This is a genomic window from Mycolicibacterium vinylchloridicum, from assembly GCF_013404075.1.
Classification (GTDB): Bacteria; Actinomycetota; Actinomycetes; order Mycobacteriales; family Mycobacteriaceae; genus Mycobacterium; species Mycobacterium vinylchloridicum.
On record NZ_JACBJQ010000043.1, the window covers coordinates 1 to 22268 of the forward strand.

General features: G+C 68.0%; 19 protein-coding genes. 15 read left to right on the forward strand and 4 right to left on the reverse strand.

The window, feature by feature from the left end; genetic code table 11:
• The first annotated feature begins 152 nt into the window (after positions 1-152).
• The 8 genes from helR (at position 153) to HPC46_RS26100 (ending at position 8623) form a co-directional block, all read left to right on the forward strand.
• Entirely contained in the window at positions 153-2381 is a 2229-nt protein-coding gene (gene helR, locus HPC46_RS26065) for an RNA polymerase recycling motor ATPase HelR (RefSeq protein WP_179475090.1), read from the forward strand.
• Between the two features lie 57 nt (positions 2382-2438).
• Positions 2439-3338 carry a hypothetical protein gene (locus HPC46_RS26070; RefSeq protein WP_325096775.1) on the forward strand — a complete coding sequence of 300 codons (900 nt, stop codon included), beginning with the start codon at positions 2439-2441 and terminating at the stop codon, positions 3336-3338.
• A 13-nt stretch (positions 3339-3351) separates the two neighbouring features.
• Complete coding sequence (locus tag HPC46_RS26075) at positions 3352-4185, forward strand: hypothetical protein (RefSeq protein ID WP_179475091.1); 834 nt, start codon at positions 3352-3354, stop codon at positions 4183-4185.
• A 149-nt stretch (positions 4186-4334) separates the two neighbouring features.
• Positions 4335-5183 (forward strand): hypothetical protein, encoded by an 849-nt coding sequence (locus HPC46_RS26080; RefSeq protein WP_179475092.1) that lies wholly within the window; start codon positions 4335-4337, stop codon positions 5181-5183.
• A gap of 123 nt (positions 5184-5306) precedes the next feature.
• Entirely contained in the window at positions 5307-6149 is an 843-nt protein-coding gene (locus tag HPC46_RS26085; protein WP_179475093.1) for a hypothetical protein, read from the forward strand.
• A 169-nt stretch (positions 6150-6318) separates the two neighbouring features.
• Positions 6319-7143, forward strand: coding sequence for a hypothetical protein (locus HPC46_RS26090; protein ID WP_179475094.1), 825 nt, complete (start codon positions 6319-6321; stop codon positions 7141-7143).
• A gap of 65 nt (positions 7144-7208) precedes the next feature.
• Positions 7209-7901: a DUF899 domain-containing protein gene (locus HPC46_RS26095; RefSeq protein WP_179475095.1), complete on the forward strand. Its 693-nt coding sequence runs from the start codon at positions 7209-7211 to the stop codon at positions 7899-7901.
• On the forward strand, positions 7898-8623 hold the full coding sequence (locus HPC46_RS26100; RefSeq protein WP_179475096.1) for a VIT1/CCC1 transporter family protein: 726 nt from the start codon (positions 7898-7900) through the stop codon (positions 8621-8623). The genes HPC46_RS26095 and HPC46_RS26100 overlap by 4 nt, the downstream gene beginning before the upstream one ends.
• On the opposite strand, the gene HPC46_RS26105 is transcribed toward HPC46_RS26100, so the two are convergent.
• Positions 8620-9486 (reverse strand): MaoC/PaaZ C-terminal domain-containing protein, encoded by an 867-nt coding sequence (locus HPC46_RS26105; RefSeq protein ID WP_179475097.1) that lies wholly within the window; start codon positions 9484-9486, stop codon positions 8620-8622. The two genes, HPC46_RS26100 and HPC46_RS26105, sit on opposite strands and share 4 nt — an antisense overlap.
• A gap of 92 nt (positions 9487-9578) precedes the next feature.
• Here HPC46_RS26105 and HPC46_RS26110 point away from each other — a divergent pair, with 92 nt between their 5' ends.
• From HPC46_RS26110 to HPC46_RS26130, 5 genes are read left to right on the forward strand one after another with little or no spacing between them, the layout of a single operon-like run.
• Entirely contained in the window at positions 9579-10286 is a 708-nt protein-coding gene (locus HPC46_RS26110) for a histidine phosphatase family protein (protein WP_179475098.1), read from the forward strand.
• Position 10287: 1 nt separating this feature from the next.
• Positions 10288-10710, forward strand: coding sequence for an acyl-CoA thioesterase (locus HPC46_RS26115; protein WP_179475099.1), 423 nt, complete (start codon positions 10288-10290; stop codon positions 10708-10710).
• Between the two features lie 3 nt (positions 10711-10713).
• Positions 10714-12537, forward strand: coding sequence for an SDR family oxidoreductase (locus tag HPC46_RS26120; RefSeq protein WP_179475100.1), 1824 nt, complete (start codon positions 10714-10716; stop codon positions 12535-12537).
• A 59-nt stretch (positions 12538-12596) separates the two neighbouring features.
• Positions 12597-15209 carry a LuxR C-terminal-related transcriptional regulator gene (locus tag HPC46_RS26125; protein ID WP_179475101.1) on the forward strand — a complete coding sequence of 871 codons (2613 nt, stop codon included), beginning with the start codon at positions 12597-12599 and terminating at the stop codon, positions 15207-15209.
• 55 nt (positions 15210-15264) lie between these two features.
• On the forward strand, positions 15265-16308 hold the full coding sequence (locus HPC46_RS26130) for a nucleoside hydrolase (RefSeq protein WP_179475120.1): 1044 nt from the start codon (positions 15265-15267) through the stop codon (positions 16306-16308).
• On the opposite strand, the gene HPC46_RS26135 is transcribed toward HPC46_RS26130, so the two are convergent.
• A complete protein-coding gene (locus HPC46_RS26135; protein WP_179475121.1) occupies positions 16299-17855 on the reverse strand; it encodes a DNA polymerase Y family protein in 1557 nt (518 codons plus the stop codon). The two genes, HPC46_RS26130 and HPC46_RS26135, sit on opposite strands and share 10 nt — an antisense overlap.
• 31 nt (positions 17856-17886) lie before the next feature.
• Positions 17887-18573, reverse strand: a complete 687-nt coding sequence (locus HPC46_RS26140; RefSeq protein ID WP_179475122.1) for a DnaE2-dependent mutagenesis accessory factor ImuA' — start codon at positions 18571-18573, stop codon at positions 17887-17889.
• A 153-nt stretch (positions 18574-18726) separates the two neighbouring features.
• Here HPC46_RS26140 and HPC46_RS26145 point away from each other — a divergent pair, with 153 nt between their 5' ends.
• Complete coding sequence (locus tag HPC46_RS26145; protein ID WP_179475102.1) at positions 18727-19620, forward strand: fructose bisphosphate aldolase; 894 nt, start codon at positions 18727-18729, stop codon at positions 19618-19620.
• 1 nt (position 19621) lies between these two features.
• On the opposite strand, the gene guaA is transcribed toward HPC46_RS26145, so the two are convergent.
• Entirely contained in the window at positions 19622-21190 is a 1569-nt protein-coding gene (guaA, locus tag HPC46_RS26150) for a glutamine-hydrolyzing GMP synthase (protein ID WP_179475103.1), read from the reverse strand.
• Between the two features lie 63 nt (positions 21191-21253).
• Between guaA and HPC46_RS26155 the strand changes: the two genes are divergently transcribed.
• A complete protein-coding gene (locus tag HPC46_RS26155) occupies positions 21254-22234 on the forward strand; it encodes an alpha/beta hydrolase (protein ID WP_233716699.1) in 981 nt (326 codons plus the stop codon).
• Positions 22235-22268: the final 34 nt, after the last annotated feature.

Genomic DNA, 22268 nt, shown 5'->3' on the forward strand with positions numbered 1-22268 from the left:
GACAGGATCGATAGGTTCATTACCAGCCACCGCCCGAGCCTGAGGGCAGAAGTGTCACCACCAACACCACCCAAACTGTCACCGATGTCCTGATACAGAACTGTCACCGATGTCCTGAGAGATGACATTCAGATTCGACAAAGATGGAAGGCATGTCGACACACGCGCACGAGCACGAACTCGAGTCCGAGCAGGACTACCTGGACGGACTCTACGAACGGCTCGACGCCAAACGCACGCGGGTCAAGGCTGCTTACCGCGCCGCGCTCGGGGGTCCGATCGACCTCCAGGACGGTGGGACTCTGGTCGCGCGCGACGCCGAGGTGCGTGCGCTGGCGCAATCGGCGGCGCGGTTGGACGTCGCCGACCAGGGGCTGTGTTTCGGACGCCTGGACGCGATCTCGGGTGAACGGCTCTACGTCGGCCGGATCGGCATCTTCGACGAGGATCACGAGCACGAGCTACTGCTGCTCGACTGGCGGGCCCCGGCCGCCCGCGCCTTCTACATCGCCACCGCCGCCAACCCCGAGGGCATGCGCCGCCGTCGCCAGTTCCACTCTGTCGGCCGACGGCTGGTCGACTTCACCGATGAGGTGTTCGGCCTTCCCGACCCCGATGCCGGCGACGACAGTCCGTTCAGCAGCGACGCGGCCCTGCTCGCCGCGGTCAACGCGCCCCGCGGTCCGGGCATGCGCGACATCGTGGCGACCATCCAGGCCGAACAGGACGAGATCATCCGGCTCGATCATCCGGGCGTGCTGGTGATCGAGGGCGGCCCCGGCACCGGCAAGACCGTCGTGGCCCTGCACCGCGTCGCGTACCTGCTCTACACCCAACGGCAGCGGATCGAACGCCACGGGGTGCTCGTCGTCGGGCCCAACCAGGCGTTCATGAACCACATCGGCCGTGTGCTGCCGTCGCTGGGTGAATCGGAGGTGGTGTTCATGACGGTTGGCGAGCTGCTGCCCGGGCTGCACATCACTGCCGAGGACACCCCGGATGTCGCCCGCATCAAGGGTTCTCGCGCAATGCTGGAGGTCCTCGCGGCGGCGATCGCCGACCACCAGCGCGTGCCGGAGCGCCCGCTGGAGATCCCGCTGGCCGACGTCACGCTACAGATCGCCGCCGATACCGCGCAGTGGGCCATCGACGAGGCGCGCGCAAGCGGGCTGCCGCACAACGCGGCCCGTGCGGTGTTTCGCGAGATCGTCACCTACGTGCTGACCGAGCGTGGGACGGCCCGGATCGGCCGCGGCTGGCTGACCCGCGACAATCGCGACGCCTGGGAAAAGGTCCGCGCGGATCTGACCACCGACCTCGAGGACAATGAACGGTTCATCGCCGCCCTCGACCAACTCTGGCCGGTCCTCGAACCGCAGGATCTGCTGGCCGAGCTGTACATGTCGGCCGAGCGGTTGCGCACCGCCGGCGCCGACCCGGCGCTGTGCCGCGAAGTCGGTGACGCCTGGACGGTGTCGGATGTGCCACTGCTCGACGAATTGATCGATCTCCTGGGACGCGACAAGGCGACCGACGACGCCGCCGAGCAGGCGCGCAAGGAAGAAACCGAGTATGCCAGAGGCGTTTTGGAGAACATGGTCGCGCACGAGGACCTGATGGACGACGAAGACCATCTTCTCGCGCAGGACTTGATCGGTGCCGAGGATCTCGCCGAACGCTTCCTCGAGCGGGATACCCGGGATCTTGCCGAACGGGCTGCAGCCGACCGGGAGTGGACGTATCGGCATGTCGTCGTCGACGAAGCCCAGGAGTTGTCGGAGATGGACTGGCGGGTGCTGATGCGCCGCTGCCCGAGCCGGTCCTTCACGGTGGTCGGCGATCTGGCTCAGCGCCGCTCGATGGCGGGAGCGACGAGCTGGGCGCAGATGCTGGAGCCGTACGTGCCCGACCGCTGGGTATACCGCTCGCTGTCGGTCAACTACCGCACGCCTGCGGAGATCATGGCCGTCGCCGCCGCGCTGCTCGCCGAGTTCGCACCCGAGGTCCGAGCGCCGGAGTCGGTGCGCGCGTGCGGAATCCAACCGTGGTCACGTCGGGTATCCGCCGACGACTTGTCGGCCGCCATTGAGGAATTCGTGACAGCGGAGGCCGCGCACGAGGGCACCAGCGTCGTGATCGGGCCGCCGGACGTGCCGGGTGCGGTCGCGCCGTCGGAGACCAAGGGTCTGGAGTTCGACGCGGTTCTGGTGGTGGAGCCCGACCGCATCCTGGCCGACGGGCCACGCGGCGCGGCGGAGCTGTATGTCGCGCTGACCCGTGCCACCCAACGGTTGGGCGTGCTGCATCAGCGCCCCTTGCCCTCCGCGCTGACCAGTCTCGCGGAATACGGCGCACTAGTTGAGCCACAAGCTGGCAAATAACTGTGCGCGCGCTGTGCATTGCTGGGAAGCTGTGCACGGCGGATTCCCACACGGGAAGTGAAGCCGACGAGCCTCGTCGGCGCCGCCCCCGGCCAGGAAGAGAAAGCCCTGATGGAGCTCGCCGCCAGTCGTCCCATGCGCACCGTCGCCGCCCTGACCACCGTCGGGGCGCTGGCCCTGACACCCATTGCGATCGCGCCGCCCGAACTGCACGCTTCCACCATCTCGGCAACCCGCGTCTCCACCCAAGCCGTGCAGCTCACCGACGCCTGGTACGACCTCCTCAACGACACCCTGCTCAACGTGGGCGTGCTCGGCGAGCTCTTCCTCGGCGGAAACAACACCTGGCCCTTGCCGAATCCGACCATCCCACTCGCGCCGATCGCCACGCAGTTGGTGCTCAACCCACTGATCTACACCGTCCAGCTGCTCACCGGCCAGGGCGCCAAGATCCCGGCCGAGATCGCCACCCACCTCTCGCAACTCGCCGACGTCATCACGCTCGTCGTCACCCAGGTGCCGCCGATCATCTTCGAACAGATCCAGGCACCGTTCGTCGCCGTCGCGCAGGCCCTCCAATCCATCACCACCAGCGGCAACCTGCTACTCGGCTTGATCGAGGCGCCCGCCGTCTTTCTCGACTACGCCCTCAACAGTCAATATGGCCTCCTCGGCGGTGCGGGTCCGGTCGCGATTTCGCTCGTCATCCGAAACCTGGTCGCCAAGGCGATCGAGACCCCGCTGCCTGTGGTCGTGCTCCCGTTCAAGAAAGCCAGCGGCGCCGCGTCGGCGTCAAAGGCGTTGACGCCCAAGGCCACCGCCGTGACCGCGCCGTCGGGCACAGCGAGCTCGGCCCGGTCAAAGCCCAAGTCCCCGTCGTCGGCATCGGCGAGCGCCAAGAAACCCGCAGCCAAGGCCGGCAGCGCGCGTAACGGCGTGGGCAGCAGCAAGCGTTAGAGGAGAGAAACCCATGGACCTCACCGCCCGCCGTTCGATGCGCACCGTCGCCGCCTTGACCACCGTCGGGGCACTGGCCTTGGCGCCCGTCGCGATCGCACCTGCAGATCTGCCCACACCGGGTATCGCGGCAACCCGCATCTCGACCGAGGCCGTCCAGCTCACCGACGCCTGGTCCGACCTGCTCACCAACACCGTCGAGAACACGATCCAACTCGCCGGGTTGTTCATCGGGTTGAGTTCGGGCGCCCCACTGCCGAACCCGATCTTCATCGCACCGGTCGCAACGCAGGTGGTGCTCAACCAATTGATCTATGCCGTACAGCTTTTCACGGGTCAAGGCGCCGAGATCCCGGTCGAGATCAACACTCACCTGGACAAGATCGGCAACCTCATCCAGGGGCTCAGCAACGACCTGCCCGGGGTCGTGGTCGATCAGTTTCAGACACCGTTCCTAGCTCTCCAGCTGGCGCTCGATTCGATCACCACCAGCGGCAACCCGCTGCTCGCATTGCTCGAGGCGCCCGCCGTGTTCCTGGACGCCGCGCTCAACAGCCAATACGGCCTCCTCGGCCCCACCGGTCCGATCGCCGTTCCGATCCTCGTCCGGAACTTCTTGGCCCAGGCAATCTCCACCCCGCCACCCACGATCACGCTCCCGTTAAAGAAAGCCGGCGGCGCAGCGGCCAAGACAGTGCCCCCAAAGGCATCGCCGGTGACCGCACCGTCAGGCACTGCGGGCTCGGCCCGAATCAAGCCCAGGTCACCGGCCGGCGGTTCGCGGAAGCCCGCCGCCAAGGCGAGCAGCCACGGCGCCGGCAGGGTCGGGCACGGCAAGCGCACCTAAGCAGCATCGGATTTCACGCCGAGCTCACTTCAGCAATGTCAGTGCGGCCGGAGGCGGTCCGGAACCGCAAATAATCGTGCGGTTCCGGTCAGCTGCTGGGAAGCTGATCCACAGCGAATTCTCAGTCCGATTTGAGGGAGAACTCTGTCATGCACCACGTTGTCCGTCGCCCACTGCTTGCCGCTGCCACCCTGACCACCGCCACAGCGCTGGCCCTGACGCCCGTCACCGTCACCCCACCCGAACTGCACCCGGCGATCTCGCCGATTCGAGTCTCCACCCAAGCGGTTCAGCTGACCGACGCCTGGTCCGACTTGTTCAGCCACACGACCACGAGCGTGACCAACCTCGTGGTGCTCGGCCTGGGCCTGGATGCCAGCTACCCCCTGCCGTCGCCGACCATTCCGCTCGCGCCCGTCGCCACGCAGCTCCTGCTCAACCCATTGATCTACGTCGCGAAGCTGTTCAACGGTCAGGCCGGACAGATCCCGGCCTGGATCGGCGCCCATCTGACCGAGGTCGGGAAGGTCGCCCAGCTGTTCGTGGCGGCTGTGCCCGGAGTCGTTCTCGAGCAGATACAGGTCCCGTTCTTCGCAGCGCAGCAGGCGATCAATTCCATCGGCAGCAGCGGAAACGTGCTGACCGGCTTGTTGCAAGCCCCGGCCGTGTTCTTGGACGTCGCTCTCAACAACCAGTTCGGACTGCTCGGCTTCACCGGCCCCATCGGAATATCACTGATCTTCCGAAACCTGTTGGCCAACGCGCTTTACACCACGCCACCGGCGATCGTTCTGCCGTTCAAGAAAGCAAGCGCCGCCACGCTGCGACCCAAGGCGACCACAACCACCGCGCCTAAGCCGGTGGCACCGTCGGGGACGGCGAACTCGGCCCGGTTGAAGCCCAAGGCCCCGTCGTCGGCAGCCGGCAGCAAGCGCAAGCCGGCCGCATCCGCCACGAAGAACAACAGCACCGGGCGCGGCCACGGCAAGCGGGGCTAACGAGACCTCCCGACACGTCTCCAGTTGTGGCAAATATCTGTGCATTGACTGAGAGCCGATGCGAAGCTGGTGCGCAGCGAATTCCCGTCCTGTCGATACCGTCTAACAGAAAGAAATGCGCAGATGGAACGTGCCGCACGCCGCCCGATACCCACCGTCGCCGCTCTGGCGACCGTCGGGGCACTCGCCCTGTCACCCCTGACCCTCGCGCCGACCGACGTGCACGCGGGGGGCGCCACACCCCTTCGCGTCTCGACCCAGGAGGTCCAGCTCACCGATGCCTGGTTCGACCTGCTCAACGACACGCTCGTCAGTACGTATCTGTTGGGACAGCTGGCCGTGGGAGCGAATCCTGTTTACCCCCTGCCGAATCCGGTTTTCGTCGCGCCCATCCTCACGCAACTGTTGGTGGTCAACCCACTGACCTACGCCGTGCAGCTGCTGACCGGCGAGGGCGCCGAGGTCCCGACGGAGATCATCACCCACATCAACAACCTCGTGCTGGTCGCCCAGGCCATCGGCAAGGATGTGCCCCCGGCCATCGTCAAGGAGATTCAGGCACCTTTCCAGGCTCTCCAACTGGCGTTCGACTCCATCACGACGAGCACCAATCTGCTGCTCGGCTTGTTCGAGGCCCCGGCGGTGTTCCTGAATGCGGCCCTCAACAGCCAGTATGGGCTCATTGGCGTCAACGGCCCGATCGCGCTCGGGTTCATCATCCGAAATGTCGTGGCGCAACAGCTGTTCACTCCGCCGCCATCCGTCCTGCCGTTCAAGAAGGCCGGCGGCGCGGCGGCCTTGCGCACCCAGGCGTCGGCCATCACCGCGGCACCGTCGGGCACTGCGAGCTCGGCCCGCTCGAAGCCCAAGGCACCTTCGTCGGCGGCCAGCAGCAAGCGCAAGCCGGCGACGTCCGCCAAAGCCGACAAGCCCAGCGGCGGGCAGGGGCACAGCAAACGCGGCTAGGTTGCCACCGGCGGCCGCGGTCGCTCGTTCCGACAGACGTTCCGGTGTGGCAAATATCTATGCTGTGGCTGAGTGCTGCGGTATAGCTAGTACCCGGCGGATTCCCAGTCAGGGAAGTGAAGCCGACGAAGCCCCGTCGACGCCGCCTCTACGAGGGAGAAATGCCCCGATGGAACCTGCTGTCCGTCGTCCGATGCTCACCGCCGCCGCACTGACGACCGCCGGGGCGCTGGCCCTGACACCCATCACGGTCACCACCGACATGCATGCGCTGGACCTCTCTCCAGCGACTGTCTCCACACAAGCGGTCCAGCTGACGGACGCGTGGTCGGACCTGCTCAACAACACCGTGGGCAACGTGGTGCAGCTCGGCGCGTTGTTCATCGGGTTGAACAGCACCTTCCCGTTGCCGAATCCGGTCTTCATCGCTCCGGTCGCCACCCAGCTGGTACTCAACCCCCTGATCTATGCCGCAGACCTGGTGACCGGCCACGGCGCCGACATTCCGGCCGAGATTCTCAGCCACATCAACAACGTCGTCACCCTGGGCCAGGCCATCGTCAGTGACGTGATCCCGGCCATCGGCAAACAGATCCAGACGCCGTTCCTCGCGCTCCAGCTCGCGATCGATTCCGTCGCCACCGCCACCAACAAGCTGGTCGCCTTGCTCGAGGCTCCCGCGGTGTTTCTCGATGCCGCGCTGAACAGCCAGTTCGGCCTCATCGGCGTCAACGGTCCGATCGCGGTTCCGATCATCATCCGCAACCTGCTGGCCTCGGCGATCGCCGCGACGCCGCCCACCATCGTGCTCCCCTTCAAGAAGGCAAGCGGTGCGGCGGCAAAGACAGTGGCACCGAAGGCAGCGGCGGTGAGCGCACCGTCGGGCACGGCGAGCTCGGCCCGCTCGAAGCCCAAGGCGCCCTCGAGCAGCACCCGCAAGGCAACGTCGGCCAAGACCGGCACCAAGAGCGGGGCGCACAGCAAGCGCGGCTGATCCGATGACTAATGGGGGCGGGGCGAGTCAATCCTTGTGACGGAACTCGACAAAAGGAGCCTCACATGACCGCCCTGCCCCCGGTAGTCGACCAGCAGACCTGGCGCGCCGCGCTCAACGAACTGCGCAAGCGGGAAAAAGCCGCCACCCGTGAACTCGATGCGATCGCCGCGCAGCGCCGGCGACTGCCGATGGTCCGGATGCCGGAGTACACCCTCGTCGGCGCCAACGGCCCGGTCTCGTTGGCCGACGTGTTCGACGGGCGTTCCCAGCTGATCGTCTACAACCACATGTGGACCGACGGCGAAGAGTGGCAGTGCTCGGGCTGTACCGGGTTCACCTCTCAGTTCACCCGGTTGGACTTCCTGGACAATTATGACGCCCGCTTCGTCATCGTCACAAACGGACCCATCGCAGAAGCTTTGGCGTACAAGGCAAAAGTCGGCAACAAGATGGAGTGGTACTCGTCGTCGGACAGCACGTTCGGCGCCGACGTCGACGCCGCGCCCGGCGACGGATTCGGGGTCAACGTGTTCCTGCGGGACGGTGACGACGTCTATCGCACCTGGCACACCAACGGCCGGGGCACCGAGCAACTCAGTCACTCGTTCGCCCTGATCGACCTGCTGCCGTGGGGCCGCCAGGAAGAGTGGCAGGACTCCCCCGACGGCTGGCCGCAGCGGCCGACGTACTCGGGCTGGGCGGGCTCGCAAGACATCGCCCGCGCCTACGGCGAAAGTCCTACGCTGCACACGTGACAACACCTCCGGAACCGACGACCCAACCCTTCGAGCCCCATCACGGTGCGTTCGGCAGCAGGTTGAACTGGCTGCGGGCCGGTGTGCTCGGGGCCAACGACGGGATCGTGTCGACGGCCGGCATCGTGGTCGGCGTGGCCGCGGCATCCACGCAGCGCGGTCCGATCTTCACCGCCGGAATCGCCGCGCTGGCCGCGGGCGCGTTGTCGATGGCTGTCGGCGAGTACGTGTCGGTGAGCACCCAGCGCGATTCCGAGAAGGCGATGCTCAAGCTGGAACGCCATGAGCTGGAGACCGAACCGATGGCCGAACTCGACGAGCTCGCAGCACTTTACGAGGCCAAAGGACTGACACCGGCGACCGCGCGGACAGTGGCCGAGGAGCTCACCGACCACGATGCGTTCGCCGCCCACGTCGACGCCGAACTGCACCTCGACCCCGACGAGCTGACGAATCCGTGGCAGGCCGCAATCTCCTCGGCCATCGCGTTCACGGTCGGCGCCATTCTGCCGCTGCTGGCGATCCTGTTGCCGCCAGCCTCAATTCGGGTGCCGATCACCTTTGTCGCGGTGTTGCTCGCCCTGACGATCACCGGCTGGATCAGTGCGCGCCTCGGCGGCGCGAACCCCCGCCGGGCGATCTACCGGGTGGTCATCGGCGGCGCGCTGGCGATGGCCGTCACCTTCGGTATCGGCCACCTCGTGGGCGGCGCGGTCGGTTAGACGTACTCGGCCGTACCGTCGTCGAGCACGATCCGCGTATTGGAGCCGTCGGGCCCGCTGGCCTCGGTGCGGTAGACCGCCCGGCCCGGCTCGGTGCGCCAGATCGAGGTGGTCAGCGTCTCGCCCGGGAAAACCGGCGCCGAGAACCGCGCGCCGACCGCGGTGAGCTTCGCGGAGTCGTTGCCGGCGAGCTCGGAAAGCAGTGCGCGCCCGGCGAATCCGTAGGTGCATAACCCGTGCAGGATCGGCCTGTCGAAACCGGCCATCTCGCGGGCGAACCACGGATCGCTGTGGAGCGGATTGCGATCACCGGAGAGCCGGTAGATCAACGCCTGGTCGCCGCGGGTCTCGTCGGCGATGCGGGCGTCGGGCTCGCGGTCGGGGAATTCCGGGGCGGCCGGCCGCTGACCGGGCTGCCCACCGAAGCCACCCTCGCCGCGGATGACGGCGGTCGACAACGTCTCGGCGATCAGCTCGCCGGTGGCCGGGTCGGTGCCCTTGCCGCGCATGACGATGATCGCGTTCTTGCCCTCGCCCTTGTCCTGGATGTCGGCGACCTCGGAGACCACCGACAGCTCACCGGAAGCGGGCAACGGCTTGTGCAACCGGATCTCTTGGGATCCGTGCAGCAGCATGCCCCAGTTGAACGAGCCCACCTTGGTGGCGGCACCGAACGCCGGGCAGCAGATCACGGCGAACGTCGGCAGCACCTGCTGCGCGATGTCGTGGCTGTTGTCGGTGGTGAAGGCCAGGTCATCGGTGCCCGCGCCCACGCCGAGCGCGTAGAGCATCGTGTCGCGGTCGGTCCACTGGTTCCGCTGAGCTTCGGTGACCGCTCCGATTGCGGTGGGGTCGATGGGCATTGCCGCACTCCTGGGGTCGAGGATGAGGAAACTCCATCGTCGCACTGGCTAAATCCGGCCCACCACGGCGGTGGACAGGGCACGCTAGAACCATGCCTGTATCCCGCATCCGGACCCTCGTCGCGATCGTCGCCGCGCTGTTGGCAGCCGTTCTCGTCGCCTCCTGCAGTTCGCCCGCCCCGACCGAGCGCACGATCACGCTGACGTTCATCCGGCACGGGGAGTCCGACGCCAACGCGAACAACATCATCGACACCGAGGTGCCCGGGCCGTCGCTGACGCCCGCCGGTCAGCAGCAGGCCTCGGCGCTGGCCGACCGCTTGAAAGGCAACAAATACGACGGCATCTACGCCTCGGAGATGGTTCGCACCCAGCAGACGGCCGCACCGATGTCCAAGGCGCTCGGGGAACCGGTCACCGTGCTTCCGGGCCTCAACGAGATCGGGGCGGGCTGGTTCAACGGCACAAGCGTCGACAAGGCCGCCATCACGTACATGGTGGCTCCGGCCGACTGGCTGCGCGGGGACACCAGCTTTTCCATCCCGGGTTCGGTGAGCGGCACCGAGTTCAACGGCAAGTTCACCGAAGCGGTGCAGCGCATCTACGCCAGCGGCGACGACAAACCGGTCGCCTTCTCCAGCGCCGCGTCGATCATGATGTGGACCCTGATGAACGTGCGCAACGCCAAGGACAGCCTGGCGACCGACCATCCGCTGCCCAACACCGGCCGGGTGGTGGTGACCGGTAACCCGGTGACCGGGTGGACGCTGGTGGATTGGGACGGCATCACCCAGTTCTGACATGGCCTCCGGGAGATTCGGCATGCCGCTGCGGGTGCGGTACGTCGAGTGCGACATGCAGGGCCGGGTGTTCAACGGCCACTACCTGACCTGGGTCGACATGGCGATGAACGAGGCACTGCGTGGGATCTTCGGGGACTTCAAGACGCTCACCGATCGTGGTATCGATTTCGTGGTGGCCGCGGCCGAACTGCAGTTTCGCCGGCCCGCGCACTTCGACGAGGATCTGGTGATCGGGGTGGGATTCGACCCGCTGGGCCGCACGTCGCTGCGCAGCACTTATGAGATACGCCGCGGTGACGACATCATCGCCGAGGCGGCGATGATCCACGTCTGCGTTGACGCGGCCACGTTCGAGAAGCAGCCGTGGCCCGACTGGTTCCGAACCACCCTTGACCGTGGCGCGATCGGCGATGAAGGATGACCCATGCGCTATGTCGTTACCGGCGGTACCGGGTTCCTTGAGCGCCGGGTGGCCGCCCACCTCCTCGATCGCTACGCCGACGCCGAAGTCTGGACGGCGGACGACGACCGGCCGCAGCGAGCCGACCACGTCGTCAATTGCAGGCCGGCCGACACCGAGGCGGCCCTGGCCCTGAGCCGCGAGCTGGGCGCCACCTTGCACCAGCTGTCCTCTGCGGCGGTGGCCGGCGACTTCGCCGGCGAATACACCGAGGACGACTTCGACGTCGGCCAGCAGCTTCGCACCCGCCGGCACCGGGTGGCCTTCGATGCCGAGCAGTTGGTGCGCACGTCTGCGGATGTGCCGTTCCGGATCTATCGGACCGGTGTGGTCGTCGGTGACTCGCGTACCGGCGAAACCGACCGAATCACCGGGCCGTATCACGTCTTCGGACTGTTGGCCCGGCTCGCCGGCCTGCCGTCGGTGACCCCGATCCTGCTGCCCGACATCGGCCGGATCAATGTCGTCCCGGTCGATTATGTCGTGGCGGCGATGGTGGAACTCATGCACGCCGAGGGCCGCGACGGGCAGACCTTCCACCTCACCGCGGTCGAGCCGATCGGTGTGCATGAGATCTACCGCGGGGTGGCCCGCACCGCCGGGTTGCCCCCGCTGCGGGGCGGTCTCCCCCGCCTGGTGGCCGAGCCCCTGCTGGGTGTGCGCGGTCGCGCAAAAGTGCTGCGCGACATGGCCGTCACGCAGATCGGTGTGCCACCCGAAGCAGTCGACAGCCTGGAGACCGCCGTGGTTCTTCACTCGGAGTTGACTCGAGAAGCATTGAGCACCAGCGGAATCGAGCCGCCACCATTCTCGGCCTATGCTCCGGCACTGTGGCGTTACTGGACCGAACACCTCGACCCTGAGCGCACTCGTAGCGGCGACCCGGACGGGCCGCTGGTCGGCAGGCACGTGATCATCACCGGGGCATCGAGTGGCATCGGGAGGGCCGCGGCGGCGGCCGTCGCCGCGCGCGGCGCCACCGTGTTCGCGCTGGCGCGCAACGGCGAAGCTCTGCAGGAGCTTGTCGAGGAGATCGAGGCCGACGGCGGCCGGGCGTTCGCGTTCAGTTGCGACGTCACCGACACCGAGTCCGTCGACGCGACGATCGCCGAGATCCTCGGGCGGTTCGGCCATGTCGACTATCTGGTCAACAATGCGGGCCGGTCGATTCGCCGCTCGGTGAGCGCCTCGACCGATCGCCTGCACGACTACGAGCGAGTGATGGCGGTCAACTACTTCGGCGCGGTACGGATGGTGCTGGCGCTGCTGCCGCACTGGCGGGCGCGCCGGTTCGGCCATGTGGTCAACGTGTCCAGCGCCGGGGTACAGGCCCGGAACCCGAAGTACAGCTCGTACCTGCCGACCAAGGCCGCGTTGGATGCGTTCACCGACGTGGTGGCCTCGGAGACCCTCTCGGAGAACATCACGTTCACGACGATTCACATGCCGCTGGTGAAGACGCCGATGATCGCGCCGTCCGGGCGGTTGAACCCGGTGCCACCGATCAGCGCCGAACATGCGGCGGCGATGGTGGTGCGCGCACTGGTCGACAAGCCGGTGCGGATCGACACCCCGCTGGGGACCCTCGCCGACGCCGGGCAGTACTTCACCCCCAAGCTGGCCCGGCGGGTGCTGCACCAGCTTTACCTGGGCTATCCCGACTCTCCGGCGGCGCGCGGCGAGATCCGGCGTCCGTCGTCCCCGGCCCCGCGCCTGCCGACAGTGCGGCTTCGCGCGCCTCGCCCGGTCAAGCGGGTCGTGCGGTTGGTGCCCGGCGTGCACTGGTGAGCCGCGCCAGATCGGCGAGAGACTCAGCGGAGGGCGGGGCCGCCACTTAGGCTGCACGCATGGCGAACGGTTGGCAGCTACTGGAGCGGCCGGCCAAGCACGAGGTAATCACGTCCGCGCTGTCCGACAGCGAAGCCTCCGGCGTCGTGATCACCGGGCCTGCGGGGGTCGGCAAGACGACCCTGGCCCGGTCGGTGACCGCATCGCTCCCCGGGCGCGTCCGGTGGGCGGCGTGCACTTCGTCCTCCAGCAATATCCCGCTCGGGGCGTTTGCCCAGTGGGTCAAACCCACCGACGCTCGCGATCCGATCGAGCTGCTGGTCTCGGCACGGCAGTCCCTGCTGGCCGACGGACCCGTGGTGATCGGCGTCGACGACGCTCATCTACTCGATCAGCTGTCGGCCACGCTGCTGCATCAGATCGCGGTGGAGCGCACCGGGTCGATCGTCGCGACAGTGCGCAGTGGCGAACCGGTCCCCGACTCGGTGATGACGCTGTGGAAAGACGGTTATCTACGCCGGATCGACCTGGAGCCGTTCAGCCACGAGGAATGCGTCGCGCTGGTCGAGTCGGTGCTCGGTGGCACGTTGGAAGAGCTGAGCGCCAACGTCATCTGGTCCCAGTCCGGCGGTAACCCGCTGTTCCTCCGCCATATGGTCGAGGCGGCTCTGGAAGCCGGCACGCTGAGCAAGGTCAACGGCGTCTGGCAGTTGCGCGGCGCGACGACGGTGTCGTCGGGCCTGGCCACCCTGCTGGAGAACCGGTTCGACAACGCCGACCCCGGGGCCGTCACCGTGTTGCGGCTGCTGGCGCTGTGCGAACCGCTGGACATCGACGCACTTGCGGAACTCGCCGGCGAGCAGGCAATCGATGCCGCGGAGAAGGCGCATCTGATCCGGATCGACCGCGACGGCCCGTCGCTCAACGCCCGGATCAGCCACCCGCTCTACGGCGACGTGGTGCGCCGTCAGATCGGGACCGCATCGGCGCGGATGCTGCGCGGCCAGATCGTCACGGTGCTCGACCGGCACAAGCCGACGTCGGCAGCCGGCCGCATCCGGCTCGCCGAGCTGTATCTGGACAGTGACCAGACCGCCGAAACAGGGCTTCTGGTCGCCGCAGCCAAAGATGCTGTGTCACTTGCCAATGCGCCGCTGGGCGAACGACTGGCACGCACCGCATTCGAGCGCGGGTCCGGAATGCGGGCTGCCCATCTGCTGTCCAGGGCGCTGCTGTGGCAGGGCCGGCCCAGCGAGGCCGACGAGATCCTGGCCCGGTTCGACCCCGATGATCTCGACGAAGGGCAACTGGTGTTGTGGGGGATCCCACGGGCCTCGATCGTGTTCTGGTCGCTCGGTCAGGTGGCGCGCGCCCAGGAGGTGATGGGCCTGCTTCGGAGTCGGGTCAGCAACCCGATTCTGCGGCCGATGGTCGACGCCGCCGACGCCGCATTCACGATTTTCGAGAACAAGCTCGCCGAGGGGCTGGCGTTGGCCGAAGCGGTGCTGGCCAATCCCGGCGCACCGGAACAGGCGGTGGAGACCGCGGCGTTTGCGGCCGGGCTGGCGATGCCGGTCGCGGGCCGCGGCGCGGACTTCGTCGCGATCGCCGAACGCTGCTTCGACACCCAGCGATCCACCGACGGCCTGATCCGGATGATGGCCCGCTACGGCGAAGTGGTGGCCTTGGTATACATCGGCGAGCTGGACAAGGCCGAAAAGCGTGCGGTGGCGTACGGCGAGTTCTCGTCCTCCGGAGAGTTTCTCGGGTGGGCGGTCGCCAAGTTGATGGCCGGCGTCGTGGCCACCGCACGGGGCCGGTTCGCCGAGGCGATCCCGACGATTGAACAGGCGCTGGCCGCGCTGAATGCGGAGAACTCCCTGCCGTGGCGGCTGCCGGGCCGGCTTCTGCTGGCCCGCGCCTATGCCGGCACGGGCAGACCCGATGACGCCGAGAAGGTGCTCACCGCGGCCGCCGAACATGCGGGTCCGACAGTGGCGTTGTTCGATCCGCAGGTGCTGGCTGTCAAGGCCTGGATCGCGGCGGCACGCGGTGGTGGACGCCGGGCGGTCGAGCTGTCCCGCGCGGCGGCCGACGCCGCGCACCGCAGCGGGCAGTTCGCGGTGGAAGCCGAGGCGCTGCACGATGCGGCCCGATTCGGCGACCGCAAGCTGGCCCACCGGCTGCAGTCGCTGGCGGTGTGCATCGACGGGCCGCTCCCGCCCCTGTACGCCCGCCATGCCGCCGCGTTGGCCGACGCCGACGGCGATGCGCTGGACTCGGTCAGCATCGATTTCGAACAGGCCGGGCTACTGTTGTCGGCCGCCGACTCTGCGGCACAGGCAGCCGGATTCCATGAGCAACGAGGCGCACGACGCCGGGAGATCGAATCCGTCACCCGCGCAATGCGTCTGGCAGCGACATGCGGCGGGGCCTCCTCTCCCGCCATTCGCGGGGCCGCTCGACCGCTGCCGGTGACCGCACGCGAGCTGGAAGTCGCTGAGCTGGTCGCCGCCGGCCTGTCGAACAAGGACATCGCCGTGCAGCTGTCGGTTTCGGTTCGCACCGTCGAGGGTCACGTCTACCGGGCGTGTCTGAAACTCGGCGTGTCCGATCGCGATGGACTGGCAGCCATCATCCGCGAGGGCGGCCCGCGCCCGCCCGGAACGTGACCGCGGGGCGGGTATCGTTACCGCGGTGAGCGTCGGGGATGACCAGGGCACCGCGCTGCCCATTTTCGCTGATGTGGACACCGGCGTCGATGACGCAATGGCACTGGTGTACCTACTGGCCAGCGCCGACGCGAGCCTCGTCGGAATCGCCTCCACCGGTGGCAACGTCCCGGTAGATCAGGTGTGCCGCAACAATCTCGGGCTACTCGAGCTGTGCCGGGCGGACGCCATTCCGGTGTCCCGTGGCGCCGATCAACCGCTGACCGTCCCGTTGCGCACCGCCGAGGACACCCACGGACCCACCGGGCTGGGCTATGCCGATCTGCCGGCGCACCAACGTGAACCAACCGAATACGACTCGGCCGAAGCGTGGGTGCGCGCCGCCCACGCCATGCCCGGCGAGTTGGTTGGTCTGGTCACCGGCCCGTTGACCAATCTCGCGCTGGCCGTTCGCGATGAGCCGAACCTGCCGTCGCTGTTACGGCGGCTGGTCATCATGGGCGGATCCTTCGACTACCGCGGCAACACCACCCCGGTGGCTGAGTGGAACGTCAGCGTCGACCCGGAGGCCGCAGCCGAGGTCTTCGACGCGTGGGGGCGAGCCGCGGATGCCAAAGTGATACAGCCACACCAACTTCCGATCGTATGCGGGCTGAACCTGACCGAGAACATCATGCTGACACCGAACCTCATGAGCCGCATGGCTGCCGCGGCGGGGGCCACCACGACAGCCATGAGCGTGCTCGATTCCCGGGGCACGCGCTCGAGCGCCGATAACGCCTTGATCCGTTCGCTCGAGGATGCGATGCGGTTCTACTTCGAGTTCCACTTCGATCAGGGCGAGGGTTTCCTTGCGCATCTGCACGACCCGCTGGCGGCGGCGGTGGCCCTGGATCCCGGCCTGGTGCAGACCCGGGCGACGACCGTCGACGTTGAACTCACCGGGACGCTGACCCGCGGTATGACGATCGCCGATTGGAGCCGGCGATGGGGCCGGGAATCCAATGCGCACGTCGGAGTCGGAGTCGATCCGGCGGTGTTCTTCGATCGGTTCATCGAACGGGTCGGCCCGTTCGCTCGGCAGCTGGCTCATTCGTAGACGCCTTCCAGATACCACCGGCGCTGCCGGTAGCACAGCAGCAGCGCGGCTCCCGGCTCGCCGGGCTGGTTGTCCACCAACACCTGGGCGCGCGCGGTCCGGCCGGCCCTGGGCTGCAGGCCCTGATCCCACCAGCGCTCGTCCACCGACCACGGCCCGGCCCACCAGCGCAGCACACCCCGATAGTGATGACCCGCACCGTCCAACCGCACCGGCTCTGCGGTGAACATCCCCCGTCCGGTCACTCGAACCGGATCACCTTGGGCGTCAAGCAGTTCCACCGGGTCGTCGAGGATGACGACCGGGGCGGGCTCGGGCAACCGACCAGGCCACGGCCGGTCCGGGTCGGCCCGGGGCACCAGCTCATCGCCAAGCGGGGTCAAGGTGATGCGCTCAGCGGGACCGCGACCGCCGGACAACACCGGCAGCTGGACGGCCTCCTGCCCCAGCAACCCCTGCACCCGGACCAGCGCCCGGCGGGCCCGTAACCGGTCCTCCTCCCCTACGCCGCCCCAGAGCGGAAGCTGAAGTGCTTCTGCGGAAACAACTTCCACCGGTTGCAGCCGAAGCACCGTCACCGGCGAGTTCGGCCGGTCGTCCGGGTTACGCCGATTGAGCCAGCCGTCGAGCTGCCAGCGCACCCGGTCGGCGGTGGCATCCTCGGTCAGCGGTTCGGCGCAGCGCCATACCCGGGTCAGCTCACCACCGCTCGCGGTGAGGGCGTGGATGGCAAGTCGGGTGCATCCCACCCCTGCCGCCTGCAGGCTGCGGTGCAGGGCGCCGGCCAGGGTCCGGCCGGCGAACGCCGCCGCATCGACCCGGTCGATCGGCGGGTCGCAGTGCAGCACCGCGTCGAGGTCGGCTGCCGGCTCGCGGCCGGACGGCCCACGCACCGGCTCACCGCGGGCGAAGCGGTGCGCGGCCGTCGCGTCGGCCCCGAACCGGGAAGTCACATCGCTTCGGGACAGCGCCGCAAACTGGCCGAGGTTCCGGATACCCATGCGCCACAACAGATCCGCCAATTCCTCCCGGCCAGGTCCGGACAGGCTGGGCTCGGCGGACAGCTGACGGATGGACAACGCCGACAGGAAAGCGGCATCCCCACCGGGCTCGACCATCCGGCCGGCCCGGGCGGCGAAGACGGCCGTCGGCAGCTGATCGGCGATCCCCACCTGACATTCGGCGCCTGCGGCGGCGACGGCGTCGACCAACCGCTCGGCGGCGACCGGCTCGGAACCGAAGTAGCGGGCCGCGCCGCGAACCGACAGCACCAACAGGCCCGGCCGCAACACCTCGGCACGGGGCACCACCTCGTCGACCGCCGCCGTCACCCCCTCGAAATAGCGGGCATCGCGGGCCGGGTCTGCGGTGACCACATGCAGTTGCGGACACCGGGCCTGCGCCTCGCGCCTGCGCAGAGTGCGACGCACCCCGACCGCACGGGCGGCCGCCGAACAGGCGATCACCCGGTTGGCCAGGGTGACCGCGACCGGGGCCGTCGGCGGTAGCCCGACCGCCGCGGCCGCGGCAACGGCGGGCCAGTCCATGCACCAGATCGCCAGTACCCGGCCGGTCACATCAGCTCACCTTTGACCGTGCCACGCGCCCGTGCGCCCGGACCGACAACCGCACCCGACTGATCCGACCGGACCCCGGCACCGGGGAACCACCGTGACCGGCGGTGGTCTCATAACCACTCACCCGCGCATCGAGGCGGACCGTCGCGCCCTGCCAGTCGCCCTGCGCAACCAGCAGGGTGCACCCCTTCTGCCGAGCCCGAGCCACCACCGCCCGCGCCCGGGTAGCGGTAACCGTCCGGCCGGCCAGGCCGAGTACCACCAGATCCATTCCGTCCATCAGCACCGCGGCCACCTCCACCGGATCGGTGCCCGGATCCGGGATCACCGCCAGCCGACTCAGGTCCGCGCCCATCTCCACGGCGGCCAGCAGACCGAAGTCCGGCAGCCCGACGACGGCCACATGCCCGCCGCCCGCGGTCACCGCTGCAGCCATGCTCACCGGCAGCGAGCGAGCCCCCGACACCACGGCGACCGCACCGCGCGGCAACCCCATCGGCAACTGCCCGGCCAGCGATTCGGGGATCGGCAGCAAACTTTCCGAGGTCGGCAACACCTCATTTGCCACATCCGTAACAGGCGGAGCGGCACCAACCTTCCCCGATACCGCCGCCATCTGGCGGCGGAGCTGTTCTAGCTGCTCAGAGCGGTCAAGCTGACGCTTCCCCAGGGCAATCGCCGCCGTCATCGCCCACCTCCAGCCGCGATCGTCGTTCACTGTGTTCGAATGTATGTTCGATATCCGAGTAAACACCCACCCTCCGACAGCGTCAAGCGTGAGACTGCTCGCTGCGCACTCCAAGCCGACGTTCGTCACAGCACCGAAAACGCACCTGGCACGATGCAGGGCATGACGAACATCGAACAGGCTGAGAAGGTCGCCAACGGAGCCGGCTTCATCGCTGCGCTGGACCAGAGTGGCGGCAGTACCCCTAAGGCACTGAAGCTCTACGGTATCGCCGAGGACGCGTACTCCAATGACGAGCAGATGTTCGACCTCGTGCACGAGATGCGCACCCGCATCATCACTAGCCCGAGCTTCGACGGTGACCGGATCATCGCCGCGATCCTGTTCGAGATGACCATGGACCGCGAGATCGAGGGCCGCCCGACCGCCGACTACCTGTGGAACGTCAAGAACGTCGTGCCGATCCTCAAGGTCGACAAGGGCCTGGCCGCCGAGGAAGACGGCGCCCAGGTGATGAAGCCGATCGACGGCCTGGACGCACTGCTGGCCCGCGCGGTGGACAAGGGCATCTTCGGCACCAAGATGCGCTCGGTCATCAAGCTCCCCGGCGCCGGTGTCGAAGCCGTCGTCGACCAGCAGTTCGAGGTCGCCCGTCAGATCCTGGCCGCCGGACTGGTGCCGATCATCGAGCCCGAGGTCGACATCAACTCACCCGAAAAGGGTCAGGCCGAGGAGCAGCTCAAGGCCGCGATCCTGCGCCACCTCGACACCCTCGGCGATCAGCAGGTGATGCTCAAGCTCACCCTGCCCGACACCGACGACCTCTACCGCGAGCTGGTCGAGCACCCCAGGGTGATGCGGGTGGTCGCGTTGTCCGGCGGCTACGACCGCACCGGCGCCTGCGAGCGGCTGGCCCGCAACCACGGTGTCATCGCCAGCTTCTCCCGCGCGCTGACCGAAGGCCTGACCGCCCAGCAGAGCGACGACGAGTTCGACAAGACCCTGGACGAGGCGATCGCCGAAATCGCCGCTGCCTCAAGGACTTAAATCACTCCCATTCGATGGTGCCGGGCGGCTTGCTCGTGATGTCGAGCACCACCCGGTTCACCTCGGACACCTCGTTGGTGATGCGCGTCGAGATGCGCTCGAGAACCTCGTAGGGCACCCGCGTCCAGTCTGCGGTCATCGCGTCCTCACTGGACACCGGCCGCAGCACGATCGGATGGCCGTAGGTGCGCCCATCGCCCTGCACGCCAACCGAACGGACATCGGCCAGCAGCACCACCGGGCACTGCCAGATCTGGTTGTCCAGGCCGGCCGACGTCAACTCCTCGCGGGCGATCAGGTCGGCGCGGCGTAGCGTGTCCAGCCGGGATGCCGTCACCTCGCCGACGATCCGGATCCCCAGCCCCGGCCCCGGGAAGGGTTGGCGGGCAACGATATCCTCCGGTAGACCCAGTTCCCGGCCCACCGCGCGCACCTCGTCCTTGAACAGCAGCCGCAACGGCTCGACGAGCTTGAACTTCAGATCGGCAGGCAGACCGCCAACATTGTGGTGGCTCTTGATGTTTGCCGTCCCCGTTCCACCGCCGGACTCGACGACGTCGGGATAAAGCGTGCCCTGAACCAGGAATTCGATCGGGTGACCGTCGGAGTCGCTTTCGGCCAACAGGTCGCGCACCGAACCCTCGAAGGCGCGGATGAACTCGCGGCCGATGATCTTGCGCTTGCCTTCCGGGTCGTGCACGCCGGACAACGCCTCGAGGAAGCGGCCCTCGGCATCGACGGTCACCAGCCGGGCACCGGTGGCCGCCACGAAATCCCGTTGCACCTGCGCGCGCTCGCCGGCACGCAGCAGGCCGTGATCAACGAACACACAGGTCAACCGGTCACCGATGGCCCGCTGCACCAACGCGGCGGCGACTGCGGAATCCACCCCCCCGGACAGCCCGCAGATGGCGTTGCCGTCGCCGATCTGCTCACGCACCTGCGCGATCAGGCTCTCGGCGATGTTGGCCGGTGTCCAGCTGGCACCGATCCCGGCGAAATCGTGCAGGAACCTGCTGAGGATCTGCTGTCCGTGCGGGGTGTGCATGACCTCCGGGTGGTACTGCACCCCGGCCAGCCGGCGGGCGCGGTCCTCGAACGCGGCAACCGGAGCACCCGCGCTGACGGCCACCACCTCGAAGCCCTCCGGTGCGGAGGTGACCGCGTCGCCGTGGCTCATCCACACCGGCTGCGTACCGGGCAAGCCCGAATGCAGTTCGCCGCCAAGGACTTCCAGCTCGGTACGGCCGTATTCACTGGTGCCGGTATGGGCGACGGTTCCGCCGAGCGCCTGGGCCATGGCCTGAAAGCCGTAGCAGATGCCGAAAACCGGGACATCGAGGTCGAACACGGCCGGATCGAGCTGCGGGGCGCCGTCGGCGTACACACTGGACGGTCCGCCGGAGAGCACGATGGCCTGCGGATCCCTGGCCTTGATCTCCTCGACGGTCGCGGTGTGCGGGATGACCTCGGAGAACACCCGGGCTTCCCGGACTCGCCGAGCGATCAGCTGGGCGTACTGGGCGCCGAAGTCGACCACCAACACGGGACGAGGCGAAGGGGATGTCACGGGCCTGAGTCTAGTGGGCCGGATCGGCCGGCCCGCTCATCAGCCGCAGGTAGCCTTTCGCTGATGAAAGCCCTGCCAGCGGCCATGGGAGTCGCCGCCGTCGCTACGGCAACCTTGGTGCTGCGCCGCTATCTGTCCGCACGCGACGCGCTCGCTGCCGTACCCACCGAGTTCCGCAGTCCGCTGCTACCGATGCTGACCGGCGACACCACCGAATGCAATTACCGGCGCTCCCGGCGGATGATGCACGTCAGGACCCCCACCGGCGCGGGGGTCACCGTGACAAAACGCACCATCGCGGGACGGCCGGTGCTGGTGCTGACGCCGGCCGGCCGCGGACCAGCGGGGCTGCTCTACATCCACGGCGGCGGCATGGTGGTCGGCTCCCCGCAATCTGAAGCCGTCGGCGCCGCCCAACTCGCCCGCGAACTGAAGGTCCTGGTCGTCTCCCCGGACTATCGACTGGCGCCGGAGCATCCGTTCCCCGCCGCGCTGGACGACTGCATGGCGACGCTGTACTGGATGCGCGACAACGCCGACGAACTGGGCCTCGACAAGGACCGCATCTCGGTCACCGGATCGAGTGCGGGCGGCGGGTTGGCCGCGGCCGTCGCTCAGCGCGCCCACGATAAGGGAATCGCGTTGCGGGCACAGGCATTGGTCTACCCGATGATCGACGACCGCACCGTACTGCGCGACCACAACGGGCGCGGCCGGTTCCTGTGGACCCCGGAATCCAACCGGTTCGGCTGGACGGCCTACCTCGGGCGTCCGCCGCGCATGTCGGATGCCCCCGAGTACGCCGCTCCCGCCCGCCGGGAGAACCTGTCCGGCCTCGCCCCGGCCTGGGTGGGCGTCGGCGGACTGGATCTGTTCTACGACGAGTCCGTCGATTACGCCGAGCGCTTGCGCGCGGCCGGCGTCGAATGCGAGCTGGTCGCGGTGCCGGGGATGTACCACGGCGCCGACGGACTGGCGCGCAAGGCACCTGCGATGCGCGCATTTCGGCGAGGCGCACTGGAGTTCCTGCGCAGCCACCTCTGAGACCCGGGCCGGCCACCCAGGCATGTTCTGCAGC